Annotated in this window: 22 protein-coding genes; 7 read left to right on the top strand and 15 right to left on the bottom strand. The window is 52.1% G+C overall.

Going from position 1 to position 26,612, the window contains the following annotated elements; genetic code table 11:
- Positions 1 to 54: 54 nt before the first annotated feature.
- The gene (gene argG, locus NC856_RS08620; protein WP_264090022.1) at positions 55 to 1,401 is read right to left on the bottom strand and encodes an argininosuccinate synthase; all 1,347 of its coding nucleotides are present in this window, start codon (positions 1,399 to 1,401) and stop codon (positions 55 to 57) included.
- 412 nt (positions 1,402 to 1,813) lie between these two features.
- Here argG and NC856_RS08625 point away from each other — a divergent pair, with 412 nt between their 5' ends.
- Positions 1,814 to 2,389: a DJ-1/PfpI family protein gene (locus NC856_RS08625; RefSeq protein ID WP_264090023.1), complete on the top strand. Its 576-nt coding sequence runs from the start codon at positions 1,814 to 1,816 to the stop codon at positions 2,387 to 2,389.
- A 49-nt stretch (positions 2,390 to 2,438) separates the two neighbouring features.
- On the opposite strand, the gene NC856_RS08630 is transcribed toward NC856_RS08625, so the two are convergent.
- Complete coding sequence (locus NC856_RS08630; RefSeq protein ID WP_264090024.1) at positions 2,439 to 3,431, bottom strand: acyltransferase; 993 nt, start codon at positions 3,429 to 3,431, stop codon at positions 2,439 to 2,441.
- A 161-nt stretch (positions 3,432 to 3,592) separates the two neighbouring features.
- Positions 3,593 to 5,128 carry an acetaldehyde dehydrogenase ExaC gene (exaC, locus tag NC856_RS08635; protein ID WP_264090025.1) on the bottom strand — a complete coding sequence of 512 codons (1,536 nt, stop codon included), beginning with the start codon at positions 5,126 to 5,128 and terminating at the stop codon, positions 3,593 to 3,595.
- Between the two features lie 276 nt (positions 5,129 to 5,404).
- On the opposite strand from exaC, the gene fdhD reads away from it, so the two are divergent.
- The 3 genes from fdhD to NC856_RS08650 all read left to right on the top strand — a co-directional run bounded on the left by fdhD (position 5,405) and on the right by NC856_RS08650 (position 9,471).
- Complete coding sequence (fdhD, locus tag NC856_RS08640; protein WP_264090026.1) at positions 5,405 to 6,262, top strand: formate dehydrogenase accessory sulfurtransferase FdhD; 858 nt, start codon at positions 5,405 to 5,407, stop codon at positions 6,260 to 6,262.
- A 336-nt stretch (positions 6,263 to 6,598) separates the two neighbouring features.
- Complete coding sequence (sodA, locus tag NC856_RS08645; protein ID WP_264090027.1) at positions 6,599 to 7,225, top strand: superoxide dismutase [Mn]; 627 nt, start codon at positions 6,599 to 6,601, stop codon at positions 7,223 to 7,225.
- 353 nt (positions 7,226 to 7,578) lie between these two features.
- The gene (locus NC856_RS08650) at positions 7,579 to 9,471 is read left to right on the top strand and encodes a methyl-accepting chemotaxis protein (protein WP_264090028.1); all 1,893 of its coding nucleotides are present in this window, start codon (positions 7,579 to 7,581) and stop codon (positions 9,469 to 9,471) included.
- A 69-nt stretch (positions 9,472 to 9,540) separates the two neighbouring features.
- Here NC856_RS08650 and NC856_RS08655 read toward each other — a convergent pair whose 3' ends face one another.
- The 10 genes from NC856_RS08655 to NC856_RS08700 all read right to left on the bottom strand — a co-directional run bounded on the left by NC856_RS08655 (position 9,541) and on the right by NC856_RS08700 (position 21,080).
- Complete coding sequence (locus tag NC856_RS08655; RefSeq protein ID WP_264090029.1) at positions 9,541 to 9,903, bottom strand: YibL family ribosome-associated protein; 363 nt, start codon at positions 9,901 to 9,903, stop codon at positions 9,541 to 9,543.
- Between the two features lie 94 nt (positions 9,904 to 9,997).
- A complete protein-coding gene (locus tag NC856_RS08660; RefSeq protein WP_264090030.1) occupies positions 9,998 to 10,528 on the bottom strand; it encodes an MltR family transcriptional regulator in 531 nt (176 codons plus the stop codon).
- Between the two features lie 146 nt (positions 10,529 to 10,674).
- Positions 10,675 to 11,823, bottom strand: a complete 1,149-nt coding sequence (locus tag NC856_RS08665) for a mannitol-1-phosphate 5-dehydrogenase (protein ID WP_264090196.1) — start codon at positions 11,821 to 11,823, stop codon at positions 10,675 to 10,677.
- A 188-nt stretch (positions 11,824 to 12,011) separates the two neighbouring features.
- Positions 12,012 to 13,925, bottom strand: coding sequence for a PTS mannitol transporter subunit IICBA (locus NC856_RS08670; RefSeq protein WP_264090031.1), 1,914 nt, complete (start codon positions 13,923 to 13,925; stop codon positions 12,012 to 12,014).
- A 371-nt stretch (positions 13,926 to 14,296) separates the two neighbouring features.
- On the bottom strand, positions 14,297 to 15,001 hold the full coding sequence (locus NC856_RS08675) for a DUF3053 domain-containing protein (protein WP_264090197.1): 705 nt from the start codon (positions 14,999 to 15,001) through the stop codon (positions 14,297 to 14,299).
- A gap of 26 nt (positions 15,002 to 15,027) precedes the next feature.
- Positions 15,028 to 15,219, bottom strand: a complete 192-nt coding sequence (locus NC856_RS08680) for a hypothetical protein (protein ID WP_264090032.1) — start codon at positions 15,217 to 15,219, stop codon at positions 15,028 to 15,030.
- Positions 15,220 to 15,250: 31 nt separating this feature from the next.
- Positions 15,251 to 16,396, bottom strand: a complete 1,146-nt coding sequence (locus NC856_RS08685; protein WP_264090033.1) for an iron-containing alcohol dehydrogenase — start codon at positions 16,394 to 16,396, stop codon at positions 15,251 to 15,253.
- 698 nt (positions 16,397 to 17,094) lie between these two features.
- Positions 17,095 to 19,164, bottom strand: a complete 2,070-nt coding sequence (gene glyS, locus NC856_RS08690) for a glycine--tRNA ligase subunit beta (RefSeq protein ID WP_264090034.1) — start codon at positions 19,162 to 19,164, stop codon at positions 17,095 to 17,097.
- 9 nt (positions 19,165 to 19,173) lie between these two features.
- On the bottom strand, positions 19,174 to 20,103 hold the full coding sequence (gene glyQ / locus NC856_RS08695) for a glycine--tRNA ligase subunit alpha (protein ID WP_264090035.1): 930 nt from the start codon (positions 20,101 to 20,103) through the stop codon (positions 19,174 to 19,176).
- Positions 20,104 to 20,273: 170 nt separating this feature from the next.
- A complete protein-coding gene (locus NC856_RS08700; RefSeq protein WP_264090036.1) occupies positions 20,274 to 21,080 on the bottom strand; it encodes a sulfite exporter TauE/SafE family protein in 807 nt (268 codons plus the stop codon).
- Positions 21,081 to 21,302: 222 nt separating this feature from the next.
- On the opposite strand from NC856_RS08700, the gene NC856_RS08705 reads away from it, so the two are divergent.
- Both NC856_RS08705 and NC856_RS08710 read left to right on the top strand, forming a co-directional pair.
- Positions 21,303 to 21,866, top strand: coding sequence for a DNA-3-methyladenine glycosylase I (locus tag NC856_RS08705; RefSeq protein WP_264090037.1), 564 nt, complete (start codon positions 21,303 to 21,305; stop codon positions 21,864 to 21,866).
- Between the two features lie 151 nt (positions 21,867 to 22,017).
- Entirely contained in the window at positions 22,018 to 23,034 is a 1,017-nt protein-coding gene (locus NC856_RS08710) for an ADP-ribosylglycohydrolase family protein (protein WP_264090038.1), read from the top strand.
- 33 nt (positions 23,035 to 23,067) lie between these two features.
- Here NC856_RS08710 and NC856_RS08715 read toward each other — a convergent pair whose 3' ends face one another.
- Positions 23,068 to 23,808 (bottom strand): GntR family transcriptional regulator, encoded by a 741-nt coding sequence (locus NC856_RS08715; RefSeq protein WP_264090039.1) that lies wholly within the window; start codon positions 23,806 to 23,808, stop codon positions 23,068 to 23,070.
- 180 nt (positions 23,809 to 23,988) lie between these two features.
- Between NC856_RS08715 and ghrB the strand changes: the two genes are divergently transcribed.
- Complete coding sequence (gene ghrB / locus NC856_RS08720) at positions 23,989 to 24,951, top strand: glyoxylate/hydroxypyruvate reductase GhrB (RefSeq protein ID WP_264090040.1); 963 nt, start codon at positions 23,989 to 23,991, stop codon at positions 24,949 to 24,951.
- A gap of 63 nt (positions 24,952 to 25,014) precedes the next feature.
- Here the strand turns inward: ghrB and NC856_RS08725 are convergent, their stop codons facing one another.
- Positions 25,015 to 26,223, bottom strand: coding sequence for an aldose 1-epimerase family protein (locus NC856_RS08725; RefSeq protein ID WP_264090041.1), 1,209 nt, complete (start codon positions 26,221 to 26,223; stop codon positions 25,015 to 25,017).
- Between the last annotated feature and the right edge of the window lie 389 nt (positions 26,224 to 26,612).

The following is a 26,612-nucleotide window of genomic DNA, read 5'->3' on the forward strand; positions in this document are numbered from 1 at the left end:
AAAACCCGGAGGCGACAAGCGGCTCCGGGTTCTCTGCAAGACTTTAATCACCAGTTACTTATCAGACTTATCCTGCAACTGCCCAACCTGCGGCAGACCCGCGCTGGCGGAAGCCGACAGCAGACCGGTTTCAACATAGTTGAACAGTTTTTCACGCGTATCGGTGATATCCAGATTACGCATGGTCAACTGACCGATACGGTCGTCAGGCGAGAATACAGAATCACCTTTTTCCATCGTCAAACGTTCCGGCTTATAGGTCAAATTGTCGGAAACGGTATTCATGATGGAGTAGTCGTTACCACGCCGCAGTTCCAGCGTGACTTCACCCGTAATGGCGCTGGCAATCCAACGCTGAGAAGCATCGCGCAACATCAACGCCTGCGAATCAAACCAACGGCCCTGATACAGGAAGCGGCCCAACTGACGGCCATTTGCATGGTATTGCTCAATGGTGTCTTCGTTATGAATGCCCGTCACCAGACGCTCGTAAGCAATGTGCAGTAATGCCATGCCCGGCGCTTCATAGATGCCACGGCTTTTCGCTTCAATAATTCGGTTTTCAATCTGATCGCTCATGCCAAGACCGTGGCGTCCGCCGATACGATTTGCTGCCAGCATCAGTTCGACGTCATCGGCAAAGGTTTTGCCATTTAAGGCAACCGGGTGGCCGCGCTCAAAACGGATAGTAACTTCTTCCGCCGCGATTTTAACGTTTTCGTCCCAGAATTTAACGCCCATGATCGGGTTAACGATTTTGACGCTGGAATTCAGATATTCCAGATCCTTGGCTTCATGCGTCGCCCCCAGAATATTTGAATCGGTGGAATAGGCTTTTTCCGCTGACATTTTGTAACCGAAACCAGCCTGAGCCATGAACTCGGACATTTCCTGACGGCCACCAAGCTCGTCAATGAAATCGGTATCCAGCCACGGCTTGTAGATTTTCAATTCGGCATTGGTCAGCAAACCATAACGATAGAAACGCTCAATGTCGTTACCCTTATAGGTACTGCCGTCACCCCAGATATTAACGCCGTCCTCTTTCATGGCGGCAACCAGCATTGTACCGGTCACCGCGCGTCCCAACGGCGTGGTGTTGAAATAGGTCACGCCCGCCGTGGTATTGTGGAAAGCGCCACACTGAATGGCGGCAATCCCTTCGGCGACAAGCTGCTTGCGGCAGTCGATCAAACGGGCATTTTCAGCGCCGTATTCCATAGCGCGGCGAGGGATCTCGTCGTAGTCATCCTCGTCCGGCTGTCCCAGATTCGCGGTATACGCATAAGGAACCGCGCCTTTTTGACGCATCCAGAGCAGCGCAGCACTGGTATCCAGACCACCTGAAAACGCAATACCAATACGCTGACCAACCGGAAGATGCTTGAGAATCGTTGTCATAAATGTAATCCCTGCTCGAAAGATCTATGGTTAGAAGCTTAGCAGCCACACCATTATGTTACGCAATACATTGATGAGAGGTGATACCTTTGCCGTTTCGCAAAACGAATTGGCCGGGACTATCGTCAGAATCAGCACGCTCATAAATGCATATTTATGCAAAATAAGTGAGTGATAATTTAAACATCTTTTTGCCGGTACCGGAAGAGCACCGTGGTATTTTATGCAAAAAAATTCGTGGTCAATCATCGGCCCAAGTTAACGAGTATAACGCGATTTCTTAGGTGGACTAAGCGGTAAAATTACTTTACGCGACCTCAACCTCAATAATAAAACATTGTTTCAATTTTATTATTAATCTTTGCTATCCTCTCCCGGTTAATGGATTCCTTCACCTGATGCTGGAGAGATTATGTCTAAGAAAGTCGCTATTCTGCTGGCTCCTGGGTTTGAAGAAGCAGAAGCGATTATGGTGATCGATGTACTGCACCGCATGAATGTGGAAGTTACCATGCTGTCTTGTCATGACAGGCTGGAACTGCGCAGTTATCACAATATTCGTATATTTGCCGATGCCTTGCTGGAAAAAAGCAGGGATGTTCTGTTCGATGCCGTGATCATTCCTGGCGGCCCACAGGGAACGGTTAATCTGGCAGCAAACCCAATGGTGGTGGATTTCATCCGTCGCCACGATGAAGCCAACAAGTTGATTTGCCCCATCTGTTCCGCCGCAGCCCGCGTACTGGGCGGCAATAAGCTGCTAAAAGGCCGTCGCTATGTCTGTTCAGGCGAATTATGGCTGGATGTCACCGACGGCATCTACGTAAATGAAAAAGTTGTGGAAGATGGCAACCTGATCAGCGGTAAAGGACTGGGTGTGGCGTTCGATTTCGCTTTCACCATCGCCAGCCGTCTGACGGGCGATAAGGAAAACGCCAACTTCCAGGTTGAACATATTGATTACGATCACTGGCGCGTGCCAGCCTGAACCTATCTCTGGCGCGGCCTATGCCGCGCCATGTTGTCCTGCCAACGCTTCAGGAAACCAGACGCCGCGTATCCAATTTCTGTACCGCTATCGACAACAACAAACTGCCCAATAACGCAACGGTAAAAATATAGAAAATATCCAACACTGGGCGAGAGGAGAAATCCAGACCGTTGGTGCGCATATAGTGAATAATCAGCGCGTGAAAGCCATAAATAGCTAATGAATGACGCGATATCAAAGCAAAACCCGGCAGCACCCGATGATTGAAATAATGTTTGAATATCACCAACAGACTGATTGCGGCCAGAAATACCAGCGGTCCGCTATAAAGATAGAAAGTCTGAGTAAAGCTATCATTTCGCAAAGTGTGGTACAGGGTTCCCAGCGCCACCATCACAACGCAGAAAATAAAGAGCGGTATGGCGGCAAGCACGGCTTTACGTGGAATCTCCAACATTCCCAAAGCACGTCCGAGCATGGCATACAGCAGGTAATAAAAGGTATCGCCGTAAATATAGAGATTGACCGGCAATAGCCTGCTCCCGAAAAATTCAACGCGTCCGGTATTCGGATTGGCAATTACCGCCAACAGTACGATAAATACCAACAAATACTTACCTGAAACCGGTTTGATATTAATCAATGGAGAACACAAATAAATCACGACAATGGCATAAAAGAACCATAAGTGATAAAAAATGGGTTTCTGTAACGCAAAACGCAACGCGTTCAAACCATTAATCGGCGTCAGCGTCGAGATATAAATCAAGGCAACCGCGCTATAAAACAGGATACACAGACTTATTCTCAGAAAATGTTTTTTCTGGGCGTTGCGTTCGCCAAAAAACAGATAACCGGAAATCATAAAAAATAGCGGCACGCCAACCCGTGAAGCCGAGTTCAGTATATTTGCCACATCCCAATGCGCTTCACCCGGCATCCCACCGGCGGTAATCGGATAGGTAGTGCTATGAATGAGAACGACCATCATACAGGCCACAGCCCGCAAATTATCAATCCAGCCGATCTTGTCGGTCATGCACAACCTCTTAAAATATGACGTCTATTCAACAGAGTAGTGCCTGTTCCACGTCGGTACAATCAACAATCAGGCTAATCCGAGACAAGCGGCGCAACCAACATAAAAAGGCCGTTAACGTGTAACGGCCCGGTGAGAAACACAATATCGTCACGCCGACATCAGAACAAGCCCATTGGTTTGTCGGAATAGCTGACTAACAGGCACTTGGTCTGTTGGTAATGTTCCAGCATCATTTTGTGGTTTTCACGCCCAATACCCGATTGTTTATAGCCGCCAAACGCTGCATGCGCCGGATACGCGTGATAGCAGTTGGTCCAGACGCGTCCGGCCTGGATGCCACGTCCCATACGGTACGCCACATTCCCGTTGCGGCTCCATACGCCCGCGCCCAGGCCATACTCGGTGTCGTTGGCTATCTCCAACGCATCATCCATGGTTTTAAAGGTCGTTACCGCCAGCACCGGTCCGAAAATCTCCTCCTGGAAAACGCGCATGCTATTTTTACCAAACAGAATCGTGGGTTCCAGATAATAACCCTGCGCCAGATCTGCCGGCATTTCCTTACGGCGACCACCGGTCAGGACGCGCGCCCCTTCTTTCTTGCCGATATCGATATAGTTCAGAATGGTATCCAACTGACCGGAAGATACCTGCGCGCCCATCATGGTATTACTGTCCAGAGGATGGCCGATGCGGATAGATTCAACACGTTTGATCGCTCGTTCCATAAAGCGCTCGTAAATCGACTCCTGCACCAGCGCCCGACTCGGACAGGTACACACCTCGCCCTGATTGAAGGCAAACAACGTGAACCCCTCCAACGCCTTGTCAAAAAAGCTGTCTTCTTTATCCATCACATCAGCAAAGAAAATGTTCGGCGATTTGCCGCCCAGTTCCAGCGTTACCGGCGTCACGTTCTGAGCGGCATAGCCCATGATTTGCTGACCCACTTCCGTTGAACCGGTAAACGCCACTTTAGCGATACGCTTCGAGGTCGCCAGATACTCACCGATCTCGCTGCCTGAACCGTTAACCACGTTAACCACCCCCGGCGGCAAGATATCCTGAATCAGCTCCATCAACAGCAGTACCGACATTGGCGTCAACTTGGCGGGTTTCAAGACGATACAATTTCCTGCGGCCAGCGCTGGCGCCATTTTCCAGCAAGCCATCAACAGCGGGAAATTCCAGGGAATAATCTGTCCCACCACGCCGAGCGGTTCGTGGAAATGATAAGCGACAGTATCGCCATCAATCTCACTGATCGCCCCCTCCTGGGCGCGAATACAGGCGGCGAAATAGCGAAAATGGTCGATAGCCAGCGGAACGTCCGCGCCGCTGGTTTCACGAATCGGCTTGCCGTTATCCCAGGTTTCCATATTCGCCAGCAGGTCTAGGTTCTGCTCCATTCGATCCGCAATGCGGTTGAGAATTAACGACCGATCCTGCACGGACATCCCCCCCCATTCCGCTTTAGCTTTGTGGGCGGCATCCAGCGCGTGATCCACGTCACGGGATGTCGAACTGGCCACTTCACATAAAGGCTGGCCGGTGATGGGCGTCAGGTTGACAAAATACTGACCGCTGTCGGGCGGCACCCAGGCGCCGCCGATAAAGTTGTCATAGCGCGTTTTCAGATTCAGAGATCCGTACTCGCCGGCGCTCAACCGGCCTGTGGAAGTGTCTTGTACCATTTCAGTCTCCTTTTCGCTGTCTCGATGCGCGGTCGGGCCGCAGTGAAAATAGAGCCAATATGAAAACGTCGCTGAATAACAGAGCATGGATAAATCGTATACAGGGATCCGCATTTCTGACAGGAAAAAACCGGAGAGAATGACAACTCTTCGAGTTGACGCACAATTTATTATTCGTTTCGCCACGGAAATACATGGCATTGCGGGGACGCTCACCGTTCGCGGAGAAAAACTCGCATCCATCAGGCGGTGGTGAAATAATGCTATCCACGATTTATGGTTATCAACTTACGGGTATTGCAGGTGAAAAACCCTCATCCACAAGCGGTTACCGCCCCTGCCGGAGCAGCACAACGCAGCGTGCGCCATCAGAACGCCCTGTCGCTGCCGCAAAACGATTGGCTGGCGGAGGAGGTGCCGGTTGCGCTGGTCTACAACGGTATTTCACATGTCGTTATGATGGCGTCGCCAAAGGATTTGGCGGCATTCGCGCTGGGGTTCTCGCTGTCGGAAGGCATCATTGCGTCGCCACAGGATATCTACGGGATAGACGTTCAACCAGTATGCAACGGCGTCGAAGTACAAATAGAGCTATCGAGCCGTCGTTTTGCCGGACTGAAAGCACGCCGCCGGGCGATGGATGGACGTACAGGCTGCGGCGTCTGCGGCGTGGAGCAGCTATCTGAGATTGGCAAACCCGTCACGCCGCTGCCGTTCACTCAGACATTCTCGCTCAGCCGCCTTGACAGCGCGCTGGCGCAACTCAAAAACGTGCAGCAAGTAGGACAACTAACCGGCTGTACGCACGCCGCCGCCTGGATAACGCCGGATGGCGCCTTGCAAGGCGGCTGTGAAGATGTAGGTCGCCATGTGGCGTTGGATAAACTGCTCGGCATGCGGGCGAAACAACCCTGGCGGCAAGGAGCGGTGCTGGTTTCCAGCCGGGCGAGTTATGAAATGGTGCAGAAATCCGCCATGTGCGGCGTGGAGATCCTGTTTGCGGTATCCGCCGCCACGTCGCTGGCCGTAGAGGTTGCCGAACGCTGTAATCTGACGTTGGTGGGCTTCTGTCGTCCGGGCCGCGCAACCATTTACTCTCACCCGCAGCGATTGTTTGAAGGAGAAGATGTTTGAAACAGCGGTGGTATGAAATAGGTTACGAGCATCCAGAAGAAGCGCTTTGGCATCTTAGACCAATTTGTTTTTAACCGAAGAGATAATGACATAAGCGCTTGTTATACCGGACTAAAAGCGAGTCGTTTCTGATGCCGACATGAGAATAATCATTTTCAATATCATTTAATTAACTATAATGAACCTAATGCTTACGCGGAGCTAACAAAAGAGAGCGCCGTAAAATGTACCAGAATATGGCGTACTACGGTGTCCTTGCGGTACGGCCACGCTTTTTCGGTACGACCACTTTTTAGTACTACAATCATTAGTACTACAACCATGGAGATGCTAAACATGAGTTATTCACTGCCATCCCTGCCTTATGCTTATGACGCGCTGGAACCTCACTTCGACAAGCAAACGATGGAAATCCATCACACCAAACATCACCAGACTTACGTCAATAACGCAAATGCAGCGTTGGAGTCCCTGCCTGAACTTGCCAGTCTGTCTGCTGAAGAACTGATCGCTCAACTGGATAAAGTGCCGACAGAGAAAAAAACCGTTCTGCGCAACAACGCTGGCGGTCACGCCAACCACAGCCTGTTCTGGAAAGGTCTGAAGCTGGGTACGACGCTGACAGGCGACCTGAAAGCCGCAATCGAGCGCGATTTTGGCAGCGTTGACGCTTTCAAAGAAAAATTTGAACAGGCTGCCGCCACCCGTTTCGGCTCAGGCTGGGCCTGGCTGGTGTTGAAAGATGACGGCAAACTGGCCGTGGTTTCCACCGCAAATCAGGACAGCCCGTTGATGGGTGAAGCGATTTCTGGCGCCTCCGGCTACCCGATCATTGGTCTGGATGTATGGGAACACGCCTACTATCTGAAATATCAGAACCGCCGCCCGGATTACATCAAAGCCTTCTGGAACGTGGTGAATTGGGACGAAGCGACCAGCCGCTTTGCACAAGCGAAAAAATAATCTTTTCGCTACTAGCGCGGAGATCTTTCCATCGTTTCCGGGGTGCTGAAGATAGCGAGCGGCAAGGGAAGGGAATATATCCGTGATGAAATAAACCGGGATAACTTACTGTTATTCCGGTTTTTTATTAAGAAATGTCACCCATTCCCTCTTACCTTTCTTCTTTAACTATTTAATTATCACGTGAATATAAAGTTTATATATGAATTGCCGATAACTCACTTGGAGTTTTATCGTGTGATTTTTGTGAGGATATCTTTTTATAAATGGTCATCTCATGGTGCCAATACCACTCGCAAATTGCAGATATTATTGATGAATAGTTCAAATCTTAAGAGCGTGGTAGAAACGGAATGGCAATAAAATTTGAGAATATCAAAGTAGGTAAGAAATTAGGGTTAGGTTTCTGCTTGATCTTAATGATGACGATGATCATTGCCGGTGCAGGCATCATGCAGATTGAAGCGTTAAAACAAAGCATTGATAAAGTTAATTTCAGCAATAATATCAGTGATGAAATTAACCAGGCGAAATATTATCGGGCGCTCTACAGCGCGAGCTACCAACCTGAACATATTGAGAAAAATATTCTGCACATTAATAATATGAAAAATTTGGTGGCGGAGGCAAATCAATGGCGTTGGAGTGAACATGACATCGCGACGCTTTCTCAAATCACGACCACCATTGCCGAATATCAGAAAATGCAGGCGGGCTACATTGCAGCCATCAATAAAAAAGATGACATCAGAGAAAGCTGGAATCTATCGGAAAGTAATAAATACCTAAAACAGCTTGATGATCAACTAAAAGCTGACAGCGATAATTTTGCGCAGCAGTTACTGGCCGCCGATCTCACTCATAAACTGGCCGAAGTTCGCTATCAAGTGCGCGGCCTTCTCCTCTCTCGCGATAACGAGGCGGAAGAAAAGCTGAAAAACGCCATCAATGATGCGCAAACATCGCTGACCACTTTGTATCAAAGTCTGCCTGCCGAGCAACAGGCGACGCTGAATCCGGTGCTTAGCATCATGAATGCCTATGAAGAACAAGCGCTGGCCTATCTGCCCGCCTATCAGGAAGAAATGGCGTTGGCCCAGCAGATTGGCGCCACCGCCAACCAAATGAACGACGCCGTCGAAACATTGCTCAGCAGCCAACTGCAATCGACTCAGAAGGACATCCGCATTTCCGAAATCCAACTGGGTATAACCGCACTGATTACGCTGGTGCTTGGTTTGCTGATTTCCTGGTTTATTTCCCGGCAAATTACATCGCCATTGCATCAAACGCTGGATATGGCTGAACGTATCGCCACCGGCGATCTCTCCATGTCCATTAAAACCGCCCGCAGCGATGAACTAGGCCAATTGATGAGCAGCATGGCGAAAATGAACGACAATCTGCATAACATGATCGATGAAATCCGTCTCGGCGTCAGCCAGATTTCAACCGCATCAGGCGAAATCGTCGCCGGCAATACCGATCTGTCTTCACGTACCGAGGAACAGGCAGCGGCGGTCGAACAGACGGCGGCCAGCATGGAAGAACTCACGGCCACGGTGAAACAGAACGCCGATAACGCGCATCAGGCCAATAAGCTGGTCATCAGCGCGTCCCAAACCGCAAAACAAGGCGGCGAGCAAGTCCACAACGTGGTGAAAACCATGAATGACATTGAGCACAGTTCAAAACGCATTGCAGAAATTACTTCTGTCATTAACAGCATCGCTTTCCAGACTAATATTCTGGCGCTCAATGCTGCGGTCGAAGCCGCTCGCGCCGGTGAGCAGGGACGAGGATTCGCCGTGGTAGCCAGCGAAGTTCGCAATCTGGCGCAACGAAGTTCACAGGCAGCGAAAGAAATCGACACCCTGATCGCCGAATCCGTCCGTCAGGTATCGCAAGGGGCCGTGCTGGTCGGCAATGCGGGTAAAACCATGGATGACATCGTGACGTCAGTTACGCAGGTGCATGACATTATGGGGGAAATTGCCACGGCGTCCGATGAGCAGAGCCGCGGTATTGAACAGGTTAATCAGGCGATTGTGGAAATGGACAGCACCACCCAGCAAAACGCCGCCCTGGTGGAACAATCCGCCGCCGCCGCCAGCTCGCTGGAAGAACAGGCGACATTGCTCAAACAGGCGGTTTCCGTGTTCCGTTTATCCAATATGCGGGATGAATCAACGCCCGCAGCCATCGCTTCGTCCCAATCGCCAACGCAACTGGGTTATAAACACTAACCCGCCGCGTTGAGCGCCGCGCGTAGCTCGTTGGGGCTGCGCGCGCCTTGCGGCCACGGCACAAACGGCTTAAAAGGGCTTCGGCGCGTAGCCCGTCATCTCTTTCAGCCCCATTTCACGCCCCAGCGCCGTCATAGGATGCACCACTACCAACCCGCGCACGCTTTTCTTCAACGCGCCCATATTGGCCTGTTCTTTTTTGGTGATAGCCCGGCTGAAAGGTAGACGCGACAGTTTTTGCGCTTCCTGACTGAGTTTCTGCACCCGTACATTGCGCAGGCGTTCGATTTCCGCCGCCAGCTTCTCGCTTGCCGCCTGATTAACGGCTATCGCTTCGGCATCGCCCTGCGTCAGCAACGCATCCTGCTTACGATTCAACGCATCCAGTTGATCGCTAAGGCGTTTAATCTCTGCTTTTTCCTGCTCTTTCATAACGTATAAACCTGTTTAACGGGAGGATCATGCGGGGCGTAAGCATACACCAAAGGTCTTGTCAGTGCAGTGGACGAGCGTAGAGAAATTCGATTCAAAAAGCCTTTTTCAAACTAATTTGGGCAATCAGTTCGGTGAGCGACAACACCAGCGTCGAGCGCACCATCTGCTGATAGCGCTGCTGGCGCATGCTGACCAACAATGGGTCCGCCGACTCGCCGCCTGGCGGTAGCGCAGGCAAGGAAGGCAGCGCGCTGACGCAATGCAATTCGCCAATCGGCCCAAGGATTTCATCATCCGTAAAATGATATTCATGCTCATCATGGGTGAGTTCCTCACCCAGCGCCATCAGCAATTCGGCGTCCTCATACTCTTTACGGCTGATCATACCCAGACCATAAATCAGCTTGAGACGCACAGAAAGATCACTCAGCGGCCCGGTTCCCGTCATTAAGGGTTCAACCGCATATTTCACGGCGTAGTCATCTTTGCGAAACACCTGCGACATCAGGATACTGACAGCCTCGGCCAGCAGATCAACGGCCTTGAGCATAAAGCTACGCACCGTTGTGCCTGAATTCAAGGCTTCAAGCACCCGGTTTTCAAACGCCTGTGTTTCTTCCATCGTCACATCTCATACCTTCAACCCGCACACAGACATCTTTTAACCCGATGACATTGATGGGAAAGCCCCTCATTCACGCAGATAACACGCCTGATCAACGTATGTCAGCATTCAGAGGCTGACATAACGTGAACCAGCCGCATCAATTATTGCATGGCGTTATACACATTCACGGCTTGCGCGACAACCTCGCTGTTGGCATCCAGACCGGAAATCTGCGCCAGCGCCGCCTGCGGGCCAAGATTCTGCAACCATTCAGCCAGTTCCTGCGCCTGTGGATCCTGTTCGCTGCGATAACGCATCGCCGCCGCGATACCAATAATCAGGTTGTCATGCGGTAATTGATATTCCAGCGTCCCCAGCAATGGTTTGATCAGGCGATCGCCCGCGCTCAGCTTACGCAGCGGTTGACGCCCCACACGCTCGACATCATCGTGCAAATAGGGGTTTTCAAATCGACTGAGGATTTTATTGATATACGCGGCGTGCTTGCCGGCATCAAAACCGTAGCGTTTGATCAGAACCGCGCCGCTCTCTTCCATCGCGCCCTTGACCACGGCACGAATTTCCGGGTCAAGGATCGCATCACGAATGGTCTGATGGCGAGCCTGTTGTCCCAGATAAGCGGTAATGGCATGGCCGGTGTTGAGCGTAAACAGCTTGCGTTCAACAAACGCCATCAGGTTATCGGTCAGTTCCATGCCCGGAATGACCGGCGGTTCACCACAGAACTGGGTTTGATCAACAATCCATTCACTGAAGGTTTCCACCGTGACAGCCAGCACATCATCACTGCCGGCTTCGGAAGGCGGAACAATGCGGTCAACGGCGGAATCCACAAATCCGACATGTTCATCGACCCAGGCAAGCTGTGCTTCCGGCAACAATTTCACCACGTGTTGCTTAAGCTGGCTGGTGCCGCGCACCATATTTTCACAGGCGATAATGTTAAGCGGTTTTGTATTGCCGTTCGCATGACGTTTCACCAATCCCTGGGCGATCGTCCCGGCGATTTTTTCCAGAACCTGCGGCCCGACGGCGGTGGTGACCAGATCAACATCAGCAATCAGCGCAACGGCTTGCGGGCTGCCGCTATGCACCGCACTGACGTTGCTCACGGTATCCAGATGCGTTTGCTCTCCCACAATCCGCACCTGATAACTTTTGCGACTATTCAAGGCATCCAGAAGCGGCTGGCTGACGTCCGCGAACGTCAGTTCGATATTGGCATCGGCCAACAGTTTGCCAATGAATCCCCGGCCAATATTACCGGCGCCGAAATGTAATGCTTTCATCATGCTTCAACCTTAAAAACGAAAAGATAAAAAGAGGCTGCCCGGAGACGGCGGCAGCGTATACACCCAATAGAATTCAAGGGGCGGCAAGGCGGCAATCGGGTAAATCCCCAGCAACTTAAGCAAGTAAGTGACTGGGGCGAGTAACAAAGCCAACGCATCCGCAACTTGAAAGCTGACGGGTATAATCAGGCGTTCTTTTTACCGGACAGCAGGTCAAGTACCGCCTGCACGTCCTGGGTATGCGCGAGACGTTCAATCACCGCGTCATCATCAAGCGCATTGGTCAGGCTGGTTATCACCTGGATATGTTCATTGTTGCGAGCGGCAATGCCAATGACCAGACGCGCCACCTCATCGTCTTCATCGCCAAAACGCACGCCATCAGGATACTGGCAGAAAACCACGCCGGTTTTCAGCACCCGATCTTTCGCTTCAATCGTACCGTGCGGCACGGCGATGGATTCTCCCAGGTAGGTGGAAGTCAGTTTCTCACGCTCCAGCATGGCATCGACATATTCCGGATCGACATAGCCGCCCTTAACCAGTTGCTCACCCGCGAAACGAATCGCCTGCTCTTTGTCGGTCGCCTGTTGATTGAGGAAAACATTACTGGCGCTCAGTTGGAACAGGTTTGACGGTTCGGCGGTCGAGGCGGTGGTGACCGACGCAGCCATCGGCGCGTCGTCCTTGCCCTGCGCGGCGACCAGACGCGCCGCCAGATCGTTGTACAGGTTGCTGTCGAGGAAATTGGTCAGCGAAATGTGCTGAGCCTGCGGCGCATGACGCATGGCGCGCTCAGTCAGGTCGCGGTGGGTAATCACCAGATCGACATCATCCGGCAGGTTGTTTATCGCGCTGTTGGTCACAGAGATGTTGGTCAGCCCGGCATCCTGCACTTTCTTGCGCAGCACCCCTGCGCCCATCGCGCTGGAGCCCATACCGGCATCACATGCGACGATGATTTTACGCACGGTGCTCATATCGCCGCTGACGCCCGTACTCACGCCGCTCTGCCCTTTGGCCGTGGCTTTCATGTCCTGCATACGGCGAGTAGCTTCGCTCAGATCATCTTCGTTCTTTTGTTTCATGCTCTTGAGCAAAATTACCGAAACCAGGAAAGACACGGCAAATGCCGCCGTAATCGCTACAATATTAGCGAAATACGCGCCTTTCGGCGTCATCGCCAGCACCGCCAGAATAGAACCCGGAGAGGCCGGAGAAACCAGACCGCCGTCCAGTACGCCCAGAGTGAACACGCCGGTCATTCCGCCCAGGATCACCGCAATAATCAGACGCGGATTCATCAGGACATAAGGGAAATAGATTTCATGGATCCCGCCGAGGAAATGGATGATCGCCGCACCCGGCGCAGACTCTTTCGCATTGCCGCGGCCAAAGAACATATAAGCCATCAGCACGCCCATGCCCGGACCAGGGTTGGCTTCAATCAGGAAGAAAATGGATTTCCCGGTTTCGGTGGCCTGCTGAATACCCAGCGGCGAGAAAATGCCGTGGTTAATGGCGTTGTTCAGGAACAGAATTTTTGCCGGTTCGACAAAAATGGACGTAAACGGCAGCAGGTTGTTTTGCACCATGACGTTAACGCCAGCCGCCAGTGCCTGAGAGAAGATTTCAACCAGCGGGCCAATCGCCAGAAACGCCAGGATCGCCAACAACATGCCGATAATACCGGCGGAGAAGTTGTTGACCAGCATTTCAAAACCGCTTTTGATTTTGCCGTCGACCATCTTGTCGAAACGCTTGATGGTCCAACCGCCCAGCGGTCCGACAATCATGGCGCCCAGGAACATGGGGATATCTGTCCCGGCGATTACCCCCATAGTGGTGATAGCGCCGACTACGCCGCCGCGCTCGCCAAACACCAGACGACCGCCGGTATAACCGATCAGCAACGGCAGCAGATAGGTGATCATCGGGCCGACGAGCTTCGCCAGCGTCTCGTTAGGTATCCAACCCGTAGGAATAAACAGTGCGGTAATAATACCCCAGGCAATGAATGCGCCAATATTGGGCATTACCATATTGCTCAGAAAGCGGCCAAAGTTTTGCACTTTGACCTTAAAATCTGGAGAAAGCATAAAAACACACCCCTATTGAGACGCGCTGACAATAAGAGCGCGTGATAATTATCGTGAGATGATGTGACGGGTTGATCACATGCGTGTCCCCATCAGCATTGCTGTATACAGCGCGGACTCTAACACGCCGTTGTCGTACCGCAACACCACGGCTTAAACGTGACAAAAATCACACAATCACCCGACATCATCGCCACAAATGGGTGACTTACTTCACAAAAAAACATTAAACACCGCAAATATAATGCGATTTGCGTGTGCGACCGACTTAATTTTGTGACTAACGTCACACTTTCACTCGGTAACTTTGTGTCATTTATGTGATAAGCATCACAATAAATTTCGCTTCAGCGGCGGTTCCCCTGTCGCGCTTACGGCGTGACGGCGCCCCCCAGTGACTTAAGCGCGTTCAACAGGTTCTGCTGCTGCGCGGGTAATCCTAATACCATACCGTTGTACTGAGCGACCTGTTGCGGCGTATAAAATTGAACCGAGTCGCCGTTGAAAATCACTTGATCGCCTTGCGCCTGCAAATAATCTCCCACTTGTATCAGGTTCTGGGCAAAGGCGATCGCGTTAGGGATAATCGGCAACAATGTGTTAGTCGGCTGCGTCACCACGCGCTGATATAACCGATCGTAACCAACCTGTAATTCTTGCGGTTGTTTAAGCGCACGGCGGGCATTATCCGCCTGCGCTTTTGCCGCCTGGACGTGCTGCCCCAGCATATTGATGGCGCCAATGGATTGCCGCAGCGCGTCACGCTGAGACAAATAATCCCTGGGTACTCTGATTTGAGAAACCTGCGCCAACATTGGCGTCAGACTGTCTGTCACAGACTGAGTAAACTGCTGGGAAAATGTCGTCAGAATCGCGTAATCGTTAACAAATGGCCCGAAGTTCTTCTTTTGCTCTTCCGTCAGCGCAGGTAATTTGCCATCTGGTTGCAATTGGACATTTTGTACGAAGTCCGTAAAGGCTTTGCGTTGATCAGACTCGCTATCGCCGCACCCTGCCATTTGTAACGCCATAAAAAATATCAAAACCGGCCACAGCCAGCGTTTGCGATATTCCATCACTTCCCTCATTCCATGCTCCTGTTTTACATGCTCAATGTTCGGCCCGTTACGATTAAGCATAGTCGGATCACATCACCTGTGCCGGGTTGCCGTTCACTTAACGTCAGAATATGGCGGGCGACAGCACCGCAAGATGCCGGATGGCCCGGCGGGATTAGCGCGCACAAGTCAAAACGGCGATCACCCAGCAGGATGATCGCCGTTGATTTGGACATAACCATTTCCGGCTATTTTACCCGTGAGCAATTATTTCCCGTAATACGCGACGGTATACAGTTCCCGCATATCTTCCATCTGCGGATTACCGGGGTTGGTTAAAGTACAGGGATCAGCCAGCGCATTGCTGCTCATCCGATCGAGAACCTGGATGAATTTTTCTTCGCAGAAATCCACTTCATCACATTGCCGCAAGGTGTCGGGAATGTTCAACCGCCGGCTCAGATCCCGCACGGCAGCGGCCAGATTAAGGATGCCTAAACGCTTTTCGATCTGCTGATATTTATTAGTCCAGTGGCGGTTATATTGGATGACGTAAGGCAACAAAATGGCGTTGGCCAACCCATGTGTGACGCCGAACTCACCGCCCAGTTTATGCGCCAGCGAATGGATAATCCCCAGCGACGCGTTGGTAAAAGCAATGCCTGCCAGCGCCGACGCATTATGCATGTGATAACGCGCCTGCATATTATCCGGCGACAGATACGCGGTTTCCAGATTCTCAAAAACCAGCCGAATCGCTTCCAGCGCATAAGGGTCGGTAAACGATGTGGCGGTCTTGGACACATAGGCTTCCAGCGCATGAGTCAGTACATCCATGCCCGAATAGGCGGTGATGCACGGCGGGCAGGTCGCCGGGATTGCCGGGTCGAGGATCGCGATATCCGGCACCATATCGGCTGCCACGACAGGATATTTAATATGGCTTTCGGTATCGGTAATCACCGAAAAAGCGGTAATTTCCGACGCGGAACCGCTGGTGGAAGGAATGGCGACAAATTTGGCTTTGTTACGCAGCGCTGGCATGGAACCGACCGGTAAAACAGCTTCCAGCGTCAGATGCGGATGCTCATAGAAACACCACATGATTTTTGCCGCATCAATGGCGGAACCGCCGCCGAGCGCCACGATCCAATCCGGTTCAAATGCCAGCATCGCTTGCGCCCCACGTTGTACTGTGGCAAGCGAAGGATTAGGTTCAACATTGTCGATAATCAGACACGAAATCCCGGCCTGATTGAGCAGTTGCTCGGTACGCGCCAGAAAACCATGCCTTTTCATTGAACTACCGCCGGTCACGATCACCGCCTTGCGTCCGCGCAGAGTGGCGAGCCGTTGCAGCGCATTTTCACCGTAGGTAATATCACGCGGAATGGAAAAGTTAATTGAAGTCATAATAATCCCCTGTAATAAAATAAAAATAAATTTTATGAAGCGTATTACAGCAGACAGAGTGTAACGATGTTATCAGCGCAGTATTCTGTGATTATTATTTTATTCTCTTTTTTTCTGCGCAAACAATAAAAAGCCCTCTCTCTGCAATTGAATCAACAGGCGCTGAATAAATAATTAACTTTATTTATCTCAATAATCCGTTATCGGGCATTGCTCACAAGTGGAAACTATTTTCAGTATAAGAGCACTATTGGTTGAATATTGTGATCTTTATTCTATTTCACAAAACATGAAATAGCATAAAAAAGCGCAGGTTAATTCAGAATAGGTATTAGATCAGACAGTAATGATTGATATACAGAAAAAGAATTATCGCATTGTTGAAGAAATGAAATACTAACTGTTATTTTTAGTTAATATAATGATATTTAATTTATACCCCTGTGTTAATGTAGCAATAATACACTCAGGGAGTGATAACATCGCTGGGCAGAGGTTTATTTCCTTGCCGGTTAAATAAATTTCCATCATTATTTTGCAACATCATTAAATTAACGAATTCAAGCAGACGAACACAGATTGGATTTAATCTCCTTCTGATTTCTTTTAATCAAAACCCTAGCGCGCCAACCCATCTTATTTAATAACAGCGGAACGATGAAGCTCCCCCTTCATTCTGAAGAGGGAGCGCGAAGCGCTTACTGTAGCAGCGAAATATCCGCAACCTGCAAGAACAATTCCCGCAATTTGCTGAGCAACGTCAGACGGTTAATCCGCAGTTGCTCATCTTCCGCCATCACCATCACCTGATCGAAGAACGCGTCAACCGGTTCGCGCAGGGAAGCCAGTTCCGCTAACGCTTCCTGATATTGGCCGGCGGCAAACAGCGGTTGAAGTTTATCCGTCAGCACCACCACATGCGTCGCCAGCGTGATTTCCGCCGGATCTTTCAATACGGACGCATCCACATTCTCTTTCAGCGTATCGCTGGACTTCGCCAGAATATTGGAAACCCGCTTGTTGGCCGCCGCCAGCGCCGCCGCCGCTTCCAACGTGCGGAAGTGACTGACCGCCTTCACTCTGGCGTCAAAATCCGCCGGACGGGTCGGACGACGCGCCAATACCGCCTGAATGGTATCCACGCTGTGACCTTCTTCCTGATACCAGGCGCGGAAACGACCGAGCATAAACTCAATCACATCATCCACCACCTTGGCGTTGGTCAGCTTGTCGCCGTACAGACGCGCGGCTTGTTCCGTCAGCGTCTGTAAATCCAGCGGCAAACGCTTCTCGACGATGATACGCAATACCCCCAACGCCGCACGGCGCAAGGCAAACGGATCTTTGTCGCCTTTCGGATGCTGACCAATGCCAAAAATCCCGGCCAGCGTATCCATTTTGTCGGCGATCGCCAACGCGCAGGCCACGGAAGAAGACGGCAGAGCATCACCGGCAAAACGTGGTTGATACTGTTCGTTCAACGCGACGGCCACCTCTTCCGGCTCGCCATCGTGACGCGCATAGTGCATCCCCATCACGCCTTGGGTGTCGGTGAATTCAAACACCATGTTGGTCATCAGGTCGCACTTGGACAGCAAACCGGCGCGGGCGGCGTGCTCCACATCCGCACCAATCCGCGCGGCGACCCAACCTGCCAGCGCCTGAATGCGATCGGTTTTATCGCGCAGCGTCCCCAGTTGTTGCTGGAACAGGACGGTTTCCAGACGCGGCAGATGATCTTCCAGACGCTTTTTACGATCGGTGTTGAAGAAGAATTCAGCATCCGCCAGACGCGGACGCACGACTTTTTCATTACCGGAGATAATCTGTTGCGGATCGCTGGATTCGATGTTGGCGACAAAAATGAAGTTTGGCAGCAGCTTGCCGCTAGGGTCATAGACCGGGAAATATTTCTGGTCGCCCTTCATGGTATACACCAGCGCTTCGGACGGCACCGCGAGGAATTTTTCTTCAAATTTCGCCGTCAGCACCACCGGCCATTCCACCAGCGAGGCGACTTCTTCCAGCAGACTGTCGCTCAGATCGGCATTACCGCCAATCTTGCGCGCCGCTTCTTCTGCATCGGCCTTGATTTTGGCTTTACGTTGTTCGTAATCCGCCATGACTTTGCCGCGCGCCAGCAAAATGTCAGGATACTGATCGGCAGTATCGATCGTGAATTGCGCTTCACCCATAAAACGGTGACCACGGATAGTGCGGGCGGACTCAATGCCCAACACCTGACCGGGGATCAGTTCGTCGCCCAGCAGCAGGGTCACCGTATGCACCGGACGCACAAACTGTGTTTCCTTGTCGCCCCAGCGCATCAGTTTCGGCACCGGCAGCTTCGCCAGCGCCGCGTTCACCATTCCGGTCAGCAATGCCTGCGCCCGCTCGCCTTTAACCTGCGCGCGGTAGAGCAACCACTCGCCTTTATCGGTTGTCAGACGCTCAGCCTGAGAAACCGTGATGCCGCAACCACGCGCCCAACCTTCGGCCGCTTTGGTCGGTTTGCCATCGGCGTCGAACGCCTGCGCTATCGCCGGGCCGCGTTTTTCTATTTCTCGGTCAGGTTGCGAGGCGCTCAACGCCGCCACTTTCAGCGCCAGACGGCGCGGCGCGGCGAACCAGCGCACTTCACCGTGCGTCAATCCGGCTGCATCCAGTTCGGCGGTAAAGTGGGCGGCAAAAGATTCCGCCAGATTACGAAGAGCCTTCGGCGGTAGTTCTTCCGTGCCGATTTCCACCAGAAAAGTCTTGTCAGTCATGGCTGCCTCTTAGCTCTCTTTCTTATTGCACACGTTTTTATTGCACAGGGGGAAGCCCAGCGCCTCGCGGGAAGCGTAATAGGCTTCCGCTACCGCTTTGGTCAGGGTACGAATACGCAGGATGTAGCGCTGACGCTCGGTAACGGAAATCGCTTTACGCGCATCCAGCAGGTTAAAGCTGTGCGCCGCTTTCAAAATGCGTTCGTAAGCCGGTAAAGGCAGCGGTTTTTCCAGCGCCAGCAGATGCTGCGCCTCTTTTTCATATTGTTCAAAACAGCTAAACAGGAAATCGACATCGGCGTATTCGAAGTTATAGGTCGATTGCTCGACTTCATTCTGATGAAACACATCGCCGTAAGTGGTTTTACCCAGCGGGCCGTCGCTCCAGACCAGATCGTAAACGCTGTCCACGCCCTGAATGTACATCGCCAGACGTTCCAGACCGTAAGTAATCTCACCGGTAACCGGTTTACACTCCAGACCGCCGACCTGCTGAAAGTAGGTGAACTGCGTCACTTCCATGCCGTTCAGCCACACTTCCCAGCCCAGCCCCCAGGCGCCCAGCGTCGGGTTTTCCCAGTTGTCTTCCACGAAACGGATGTCATGGATGGTCGGGTCCATCCCCAACTCTTTCAGGGAGCCGAGATAGAGTTCCTGAATGTTATCGGGCGATGGCTTAATCACGACCTGAAACTGGTAGTAGTGTTGCAGGCGGTTCGGGTTTTCACCGTAACGGCCATCGGTAGGACGGCGCGAAGGTTGCACATAAGCGGCAGCCATCGGCTCTGGGCCGAGCGCCCGCAGACAGGTCATCGGATGTGAAGTGCCGGCGCCGACTTCCATGTCCAACGGTTGGACAATGGTACAGCCCTGGCGCGCCCAGTAATCCTGTAATGTCAGGATCAGGCCCTGGAAGGTCTTGGTATCAAACTTTTGCATGTTGGATTCGCACGCGATACAAGTGGGTTTACAATGAATGCGCCAGTATACCCTCTGAGTGCAAGATATACAGCCAGAATGCGGCAACAAGTTCATATCGGTGATGATTTTTCATGCGGGCAAGGGTTGCCCGCACTTAATTACGCCCACTAGCATTACGCCCGCAAGCTTTACCCCATAAACACGGTATGCAACATCTTCAGGCTTAACAGCAACAGCAAGGCCGCAAACGCTTTTTTCAGGGTCGCCACCGGCAGACGATGCGCCAGTCGCGCCCCGACCGGAGCAGTGAAATAGCTGACGGCGGAAATCAACACGACCGCCGGCAGCGAGACATAGCCCACCGAGTATGCTGGCAGTCCGGTCGTCGACCAGCCGTTGATCATATATCCCAACGCCCCGGACAACGCGATAGGCAACCCAACCGCCGCCGAGGTGCCTATCGCCTGTTGAATACGCACGTTGCACCAGGTAAGAAACGGCACCGTCAGCGAACCGCCGCCAATCGCCACCAGCGCGGAAATGCCGCCGATCGCCAGGCCAGCCAGCGACATTCCCGCCGTGCCGGGCAACTGACGCTGCGGCTTGGGCTTCATGTTCAACACCATTTGCAGGGAAACGTAGGCCATGAAACAGGAGAAAAATATCGCCAGCGCCCGCGTCGGCAACAGCGTCGCCAGCCAGGTGGCGGCGAACGTACCGAGCAGGATAGCCGGCGTAATTCGCCAGACGACAGGCCAGAGCACCGCCTGATGCTGGTGATGCGTGCGCAGACTGGAGATCGCCGTCACCACAATCGCCGCCATTGAGGTTCCCAGCGCCATATGCACCAGATGCGTATTCTGCACGCCTTGCGCCGCAAACATCGCGGTGAGTATCGGCACCATGATGCCGCCCCCGCCAATCCCCAATAATCCGGCCATAAAACCCACTACCGCGCCTAACATCAGATAGGCCAAAACCCACTCAACCGCCATTCCCCGTTCCCCAATCAGTCATACGTTATCGTTTTTGCAAGGCAGCTTAATACGCTCACGTTGGCAGCATGATATCTGTGATCCGTAATATAAAAAGCTGGTTGCTTATACAGCACTTCAAATGTCATGATCGCGCCATATGGTTGGCAACGTCACTATCAATAACAACAACACTGCCAAATAACAACCTGCCGACAGGCCATTGCATGATAGGAAAACAAGATGAAGCGTTGTGGCTGGGTGACTCAGGATGCTCTCTATCAGAACTATCATGATAATGAGTGGGGCAAACCCTGTACGGACAGCCAGGCGCTGTTCGAATTACTTTGTCTGGAAGGCCAGCAGGCTGGGCTATCCTGGATTACCGTCTTGAAAAAACGGGAAAATTACCGTCGCTGTTTTCATCAGTTCAATCCTGAACGCGTTGCCCGCATGACCGGGGACGACGTCGCCCTGCTGCTACAGGATCGCGGCATCATCCGTCATCGCGGAAAAATCGAAGCCATCATCACCAACGCCCGCGCCTGGCTGGAACTGGAAAATCAGGGAGAGAGCTTCTCGCATTTCATCTGGTCGTTTGTCGATCATCAGCCGCAGATCCATCGTCCCGCGTCGCTTGCCGATGTTCCGGCTAAAACCGCCACCTCGGATGCCATGTCAAAAGCGCTGAAAAAGCGCGGCTTCAAGTTTATCGGCTCCACTATTTGCTACGCTTTTATGCAGGCGGCAGGGTTGGTGAACGACCATACCGTCGACTGCTTCCGTTATCAGGAAACAGAAAAGTGATTCTGGTCGATTAAATATCGCAGCCCTTCCCCGGACATCGAAGGAAGCTCAAAAGACCCGCGCAAAGGTATTACATTGGTATTATTTGATGTTACGCTATACGCAAATCGATTACGGGGACGAGATGATTGCATCTCATTAAGGACGTACCATGCCATTCAATAAAAAGAGCCGTATCACCGGCGCGCTATACGGACAAATGTTGGGTGATGCAATGGGAATGCCATCGGAATTATGGCCGCGTTCACGCATTAAAGCTCGCTTCGGCTGGATTGATCGGTTTTTACCGGGTCCTGAAGAAAATATTGCCGCCTGTTATTTCAATACGGCGGAATATACCGACGACACCGCCATGGCCCTTGCACTGGCAGATGCGCTGATCGAACGTGAAGGTGAGATCGATCCGGTCACCATCGGCAAACACATTCTCCACTGGGCGTTATCATTCAATGCGTTCGAGAAAAATATCCTCGGACCAACCTCAAAACTGGCGCTGACCGCATTACAGCAAGGCACCGACATTCGTGAACTGGACAACAACGGATTAACCAACGGCGCCGCGATGCGCATTTCGCCGTTAGGTTGTCTGGTGCCCACCCATTCTCTGGACGATTTCATCCGCGATGTCGAACTCGCTTCCAGCGCGACGCATAAATCCGATGTGGCTATCGCGGGCGCTACCGTCATCGCCTGGGCGATATCAAAAGGGATCGAAGGCGCCTCGTGGCAGGAAATCAGCGATGCGCTTCCCGCTGTCGCGAAAACGGCACAGGAAAAACGCGTCACCACCTACGGTCCCTCCATGTCGGCACGGATCGCACTGGCCTTACAGACAGTGAAGGCGATGCAGGATACGGAACACGCGCTGCAAAACGTTTATGATCTGATTGGTACGGGCGCTGAAATGATTGAATCCGTTCCTGCCGCGATCGCCATGGTCGAATTATCCGCCACCGATCCGAATCGCTGCGCCATTCTGTGCGCCAACCTTGGCGGAGATACTGACACCATCGGCGCGATGGCGACCGCGATCTGTGGCGCGATAAATGGAATAGGCAGCATCGCGCCGCACTTTAAACAGCAGTTGGATGAAGCCAATCACATTGATATCGAGCATTACAGCAGTGAGTTGCTGCGATTAAGAATGCTGCGGGAACAAGCGGAATAATAGGCGATTCGGCAACCAACGTACCACACAGGGCTACGCCGAAAAGAACACGTACATGTCTGAACGACAGTAATTAATGCTGTATTCGACAGGCTTGCCAGTGTTATCAAACGCCAATTCTTTAACCACCAGCACCGGTAGAGACGCCGGCGTTTTGATATGCGTCATAAATTCCTGGCTGGGCGTCTGAGCGGATACCCAGCTACGAGTCCGCTGCAAGAAAATATTCTGGCTTTGGAAGTAGGCGTACAGCGAAACGCCGATATGTTCCACATCGTCGATCAGACTGGCGGGAACATAGGACTCTTCAATAGAGACACGTTCACCATCAATGTCACGCACACGTTTGAGGATAAACACCGGGCTGCCCGCTGAAATACTCAGCCGTTCGGCGATATCAGGCTCACAGGGTATTCTGGCCTTTTCCAGCCAGTGAGAGCCTGGTTTTTTCCCTTTCAAAGCCACCTGATCGGAAAATCCCTGCGCCACGCTGAGGTGATATTCCAATTGATCATTGATATAGGTGCCATATCCACGATTGCGGATGACGATATTTTGCGATTCCAGCAACTCAAGCGCTTTGCGCACCGTGATACGTGATATCCCCAGCGCCTGGACAAACTCCCGCTCGCTCGGCAGAAAATGGCCGCACGCCAACTCGCCGGTTTGCACCAGCCGTTGGATCGTCTCTGAAAACTTCATGTAGAGTGGCAGCTTATCCGTCTGTGTAAAGCGCACACGCAGATGTTCAATCAACGTATCGTTTGCGTTCATCTCTGCTTTCATGCCTGAGGAACAGTGCGGGGATGATAACGTGTTTCCCCTTGCGCTTCTCCCTTTAATCACTCGCCGCAGACTTACGCCGGACAGGTATGGCTTGCAGTCTGCCGCTCGCTACGCGATGATTCCCACAGTTATTGCCGCTTTGCCTCCCTAACCATAACGGAGTTTGCGATGAAACCTCACGTCATTGTGTACAGAAAAATTCCTGACGACTTGCGCGCCCGCCTGGATCAACATTTCACCGTCACTGAGCTTGATGATTTCCCGGCAACCGATCATCCCGCGCTGGCGCAGGCGGAAGGCTTGCTCGGCGCAGGCGGTAATGTGGATAGCGCGTTTCTGGCGCATGCGCCGCGTCTGCGGGCCGCCTCCACCATCTCCGTCGGCTACGATACCTTTGATGTGGATGCCATGAATGAGAAAGGGGTCGTCCTGATGCATACGCCGACCGTGTTGACCGAAACCGTGGCCGATACGGTACTGACGCTGATGCTGGCCAGCGCCCGCCGGGTCGTGGAAGTCGCGGAGCGCGTCAAAGCAGGCGAGTGGAAAAGCAGTATCGACAGCGACTGGTTCGGCACCGATGTGCATCATAAAACGCTGGGTATTCTCGGCATGGGGCGCATCGGGCTGGCGGTGGCGCAGCGAGCGCATTTCGGTTTCAGCATGCCGATTCTCTACAATGCCCGCCGTCATCATCCGCAAGCGGAGGAACGTTTTGACGCCCGTTATTGCGATTTGGATACGCTGCTCGCCCAATCGGATTTTCTGTGCATTACGCTGCCGCTGACCACTGAGACGAAAAATCTGATTGGCCGTGAGCAACTGGCCAAAATGAAATCCAGCGCGATCCTGATTAATATTGGCCGTGGCGCGGTGGTGGATGAAAATGCCCTGATCGAAGCGCTCAGCAACGGCACCCTCCACGCGGCCGGTCTGGATGTGTTCGTTAAGGAACCGCTGCCAATGGATTCACCGCTGTTAAGCCTGCCTAACGTGGTGGCGTTGCCTCACATTGGCTCGGCCACCCATGACACGCGCTATGACATGGCGGCTTGCGCGGTGGATAACCTGATTGCCGCGCTAACCGGCACAGTCAAAGAAAACTGCGTCAACCCGCAAGTGCTGAAATAGCGTGCGGTGTGAATACGGTGGAAAAGCAAGGCGGCGCGACGGCGGCCTTGCCGGAAACCGGGTTCACTCAACCGCAATCGGTTTTTCCGTCAGTGTGGTTTTATTCTCTCCCTGAATAGCCTGCACTTTTTGTTCTGTTCGCTGAACGGCGTCCGCGCTGTCGAGCAAATTGTAGGTCAGTTCAAATTCGGTACTTTGCCCCGGCTGAAGCTGTTTCACCCGTCCTTGTTCCCGCTCAATGGTAACCGGATAGGCGTAGTTGGTGCCGGGTTCAATGCCGGTGACATAACCCTGCTGCACGGTATCGGTATTTTTCCACAATGTGAGCAGCGGCAATTGTCGGGTATCAAATTCAATCGATACGCCTTTGTCGCCCGCTCGGTTTACCAGCGCCGCCAGCGTTTTCCCCTGTTTATCGGCATAGGGCGTCAGATTAAACACCATTTCGTCGAAGTCTTTGGTTGGGCCTTTATACGTTTGCCATTCCTGCAACCCGGCCTTGGCGTAATCATTAAAAGGCGAAATTTCTTTTACCGGGGCGATAAACCGCGCGCCATCTTCGAGGATCGGCGTACCAAAATTACTGTGATAGATAATCTGATAATCACGGGCATAGTCCGCTTTATTCGTCAGCACATCATGTACGGTAAACGATGTGCTGCCTGGGGTGTAACGCAGTTCAGTCCAGGTTTCCAGATTGGATTGCTTGAAGCTGCTCTCTTTCAACAGACCACGGATGGTTATTTGATAAGGCGCTTTTTCACTGACGTCCACCACCACTTTTGAGGCTGGCGTGTTGCCGGCACGACCGTGCAACGTATAAATCATGCCATTATCCACAACCGGATGACCGGTCCACTCATAGCCACAACGCACCATCATTTCATTGAAGCCTTCCAGCCAACCCAGTCCGTTACGGCTTTCCAGATTGATGGTATTCGGGTTGACCACTTCCTTCACCGGCGAATCCCATCCCAGACGGATGTTCTTACCCGTTACATGCAGCAAATCCATACCCCGGCTTGGGCTGAGTACAATTTTCAACCCATTCTGGCTATTGATGGTAATGATTTTACTGCCTTCCTGACGCCCGCCGTGCAAAACGGTCTGCTCAATGCTGAAATGCTGATCTTTGACCTTCAGCGCGTCGCTGCTTATTTGCCAATTTCCCTTTTCCACACTGCTTTCAGCATCTGTCAGCACGAACGTCTGGGCAGACAGTTGCCATGAGGTCAGCGCCAATGCGATCCCCATCACCGGTAATTTTTTCATTTCATTATCCCTTTTTGCTGAATTGATTTAGCTTATGCGAAATCAAGACTACAAATCTGTCCGTTACCAGAATGTGACAGTTATCACCAGATGGAAAAATTCTGTGTTGTTGCGAATTTTTCGCAATCAAGATCACGATTACATTAAATATCATCGAATTCCTTGCACTATAAATGGGAGACAGATCGGCTATTCCTGATATCGATTCAGCTTTTGCCCGGAAAATCGCCACGCCGCTCACCGCGATAGCGTTCAGCAGATTGCCGACGGCGAATGACTGAACCCTACGCCATTTTTCAGACAATAATGCTAAGCAATCATCAGAAAAGCAGTTAAATACACGAAATGGCCGATTTCAAGCCACATTGCACACTGGCAGCGCAAACGCT

Origin of the sequence: Brenneria izbisi (genome assembly GCF_025840185.1) — a bacterium.
GTDB lineage: Bacteria > Pseudomonadota > Gammaproteobacteria > Enterobacterales > Enterobacteriaceae > Brenneria > Brenneria izbisi.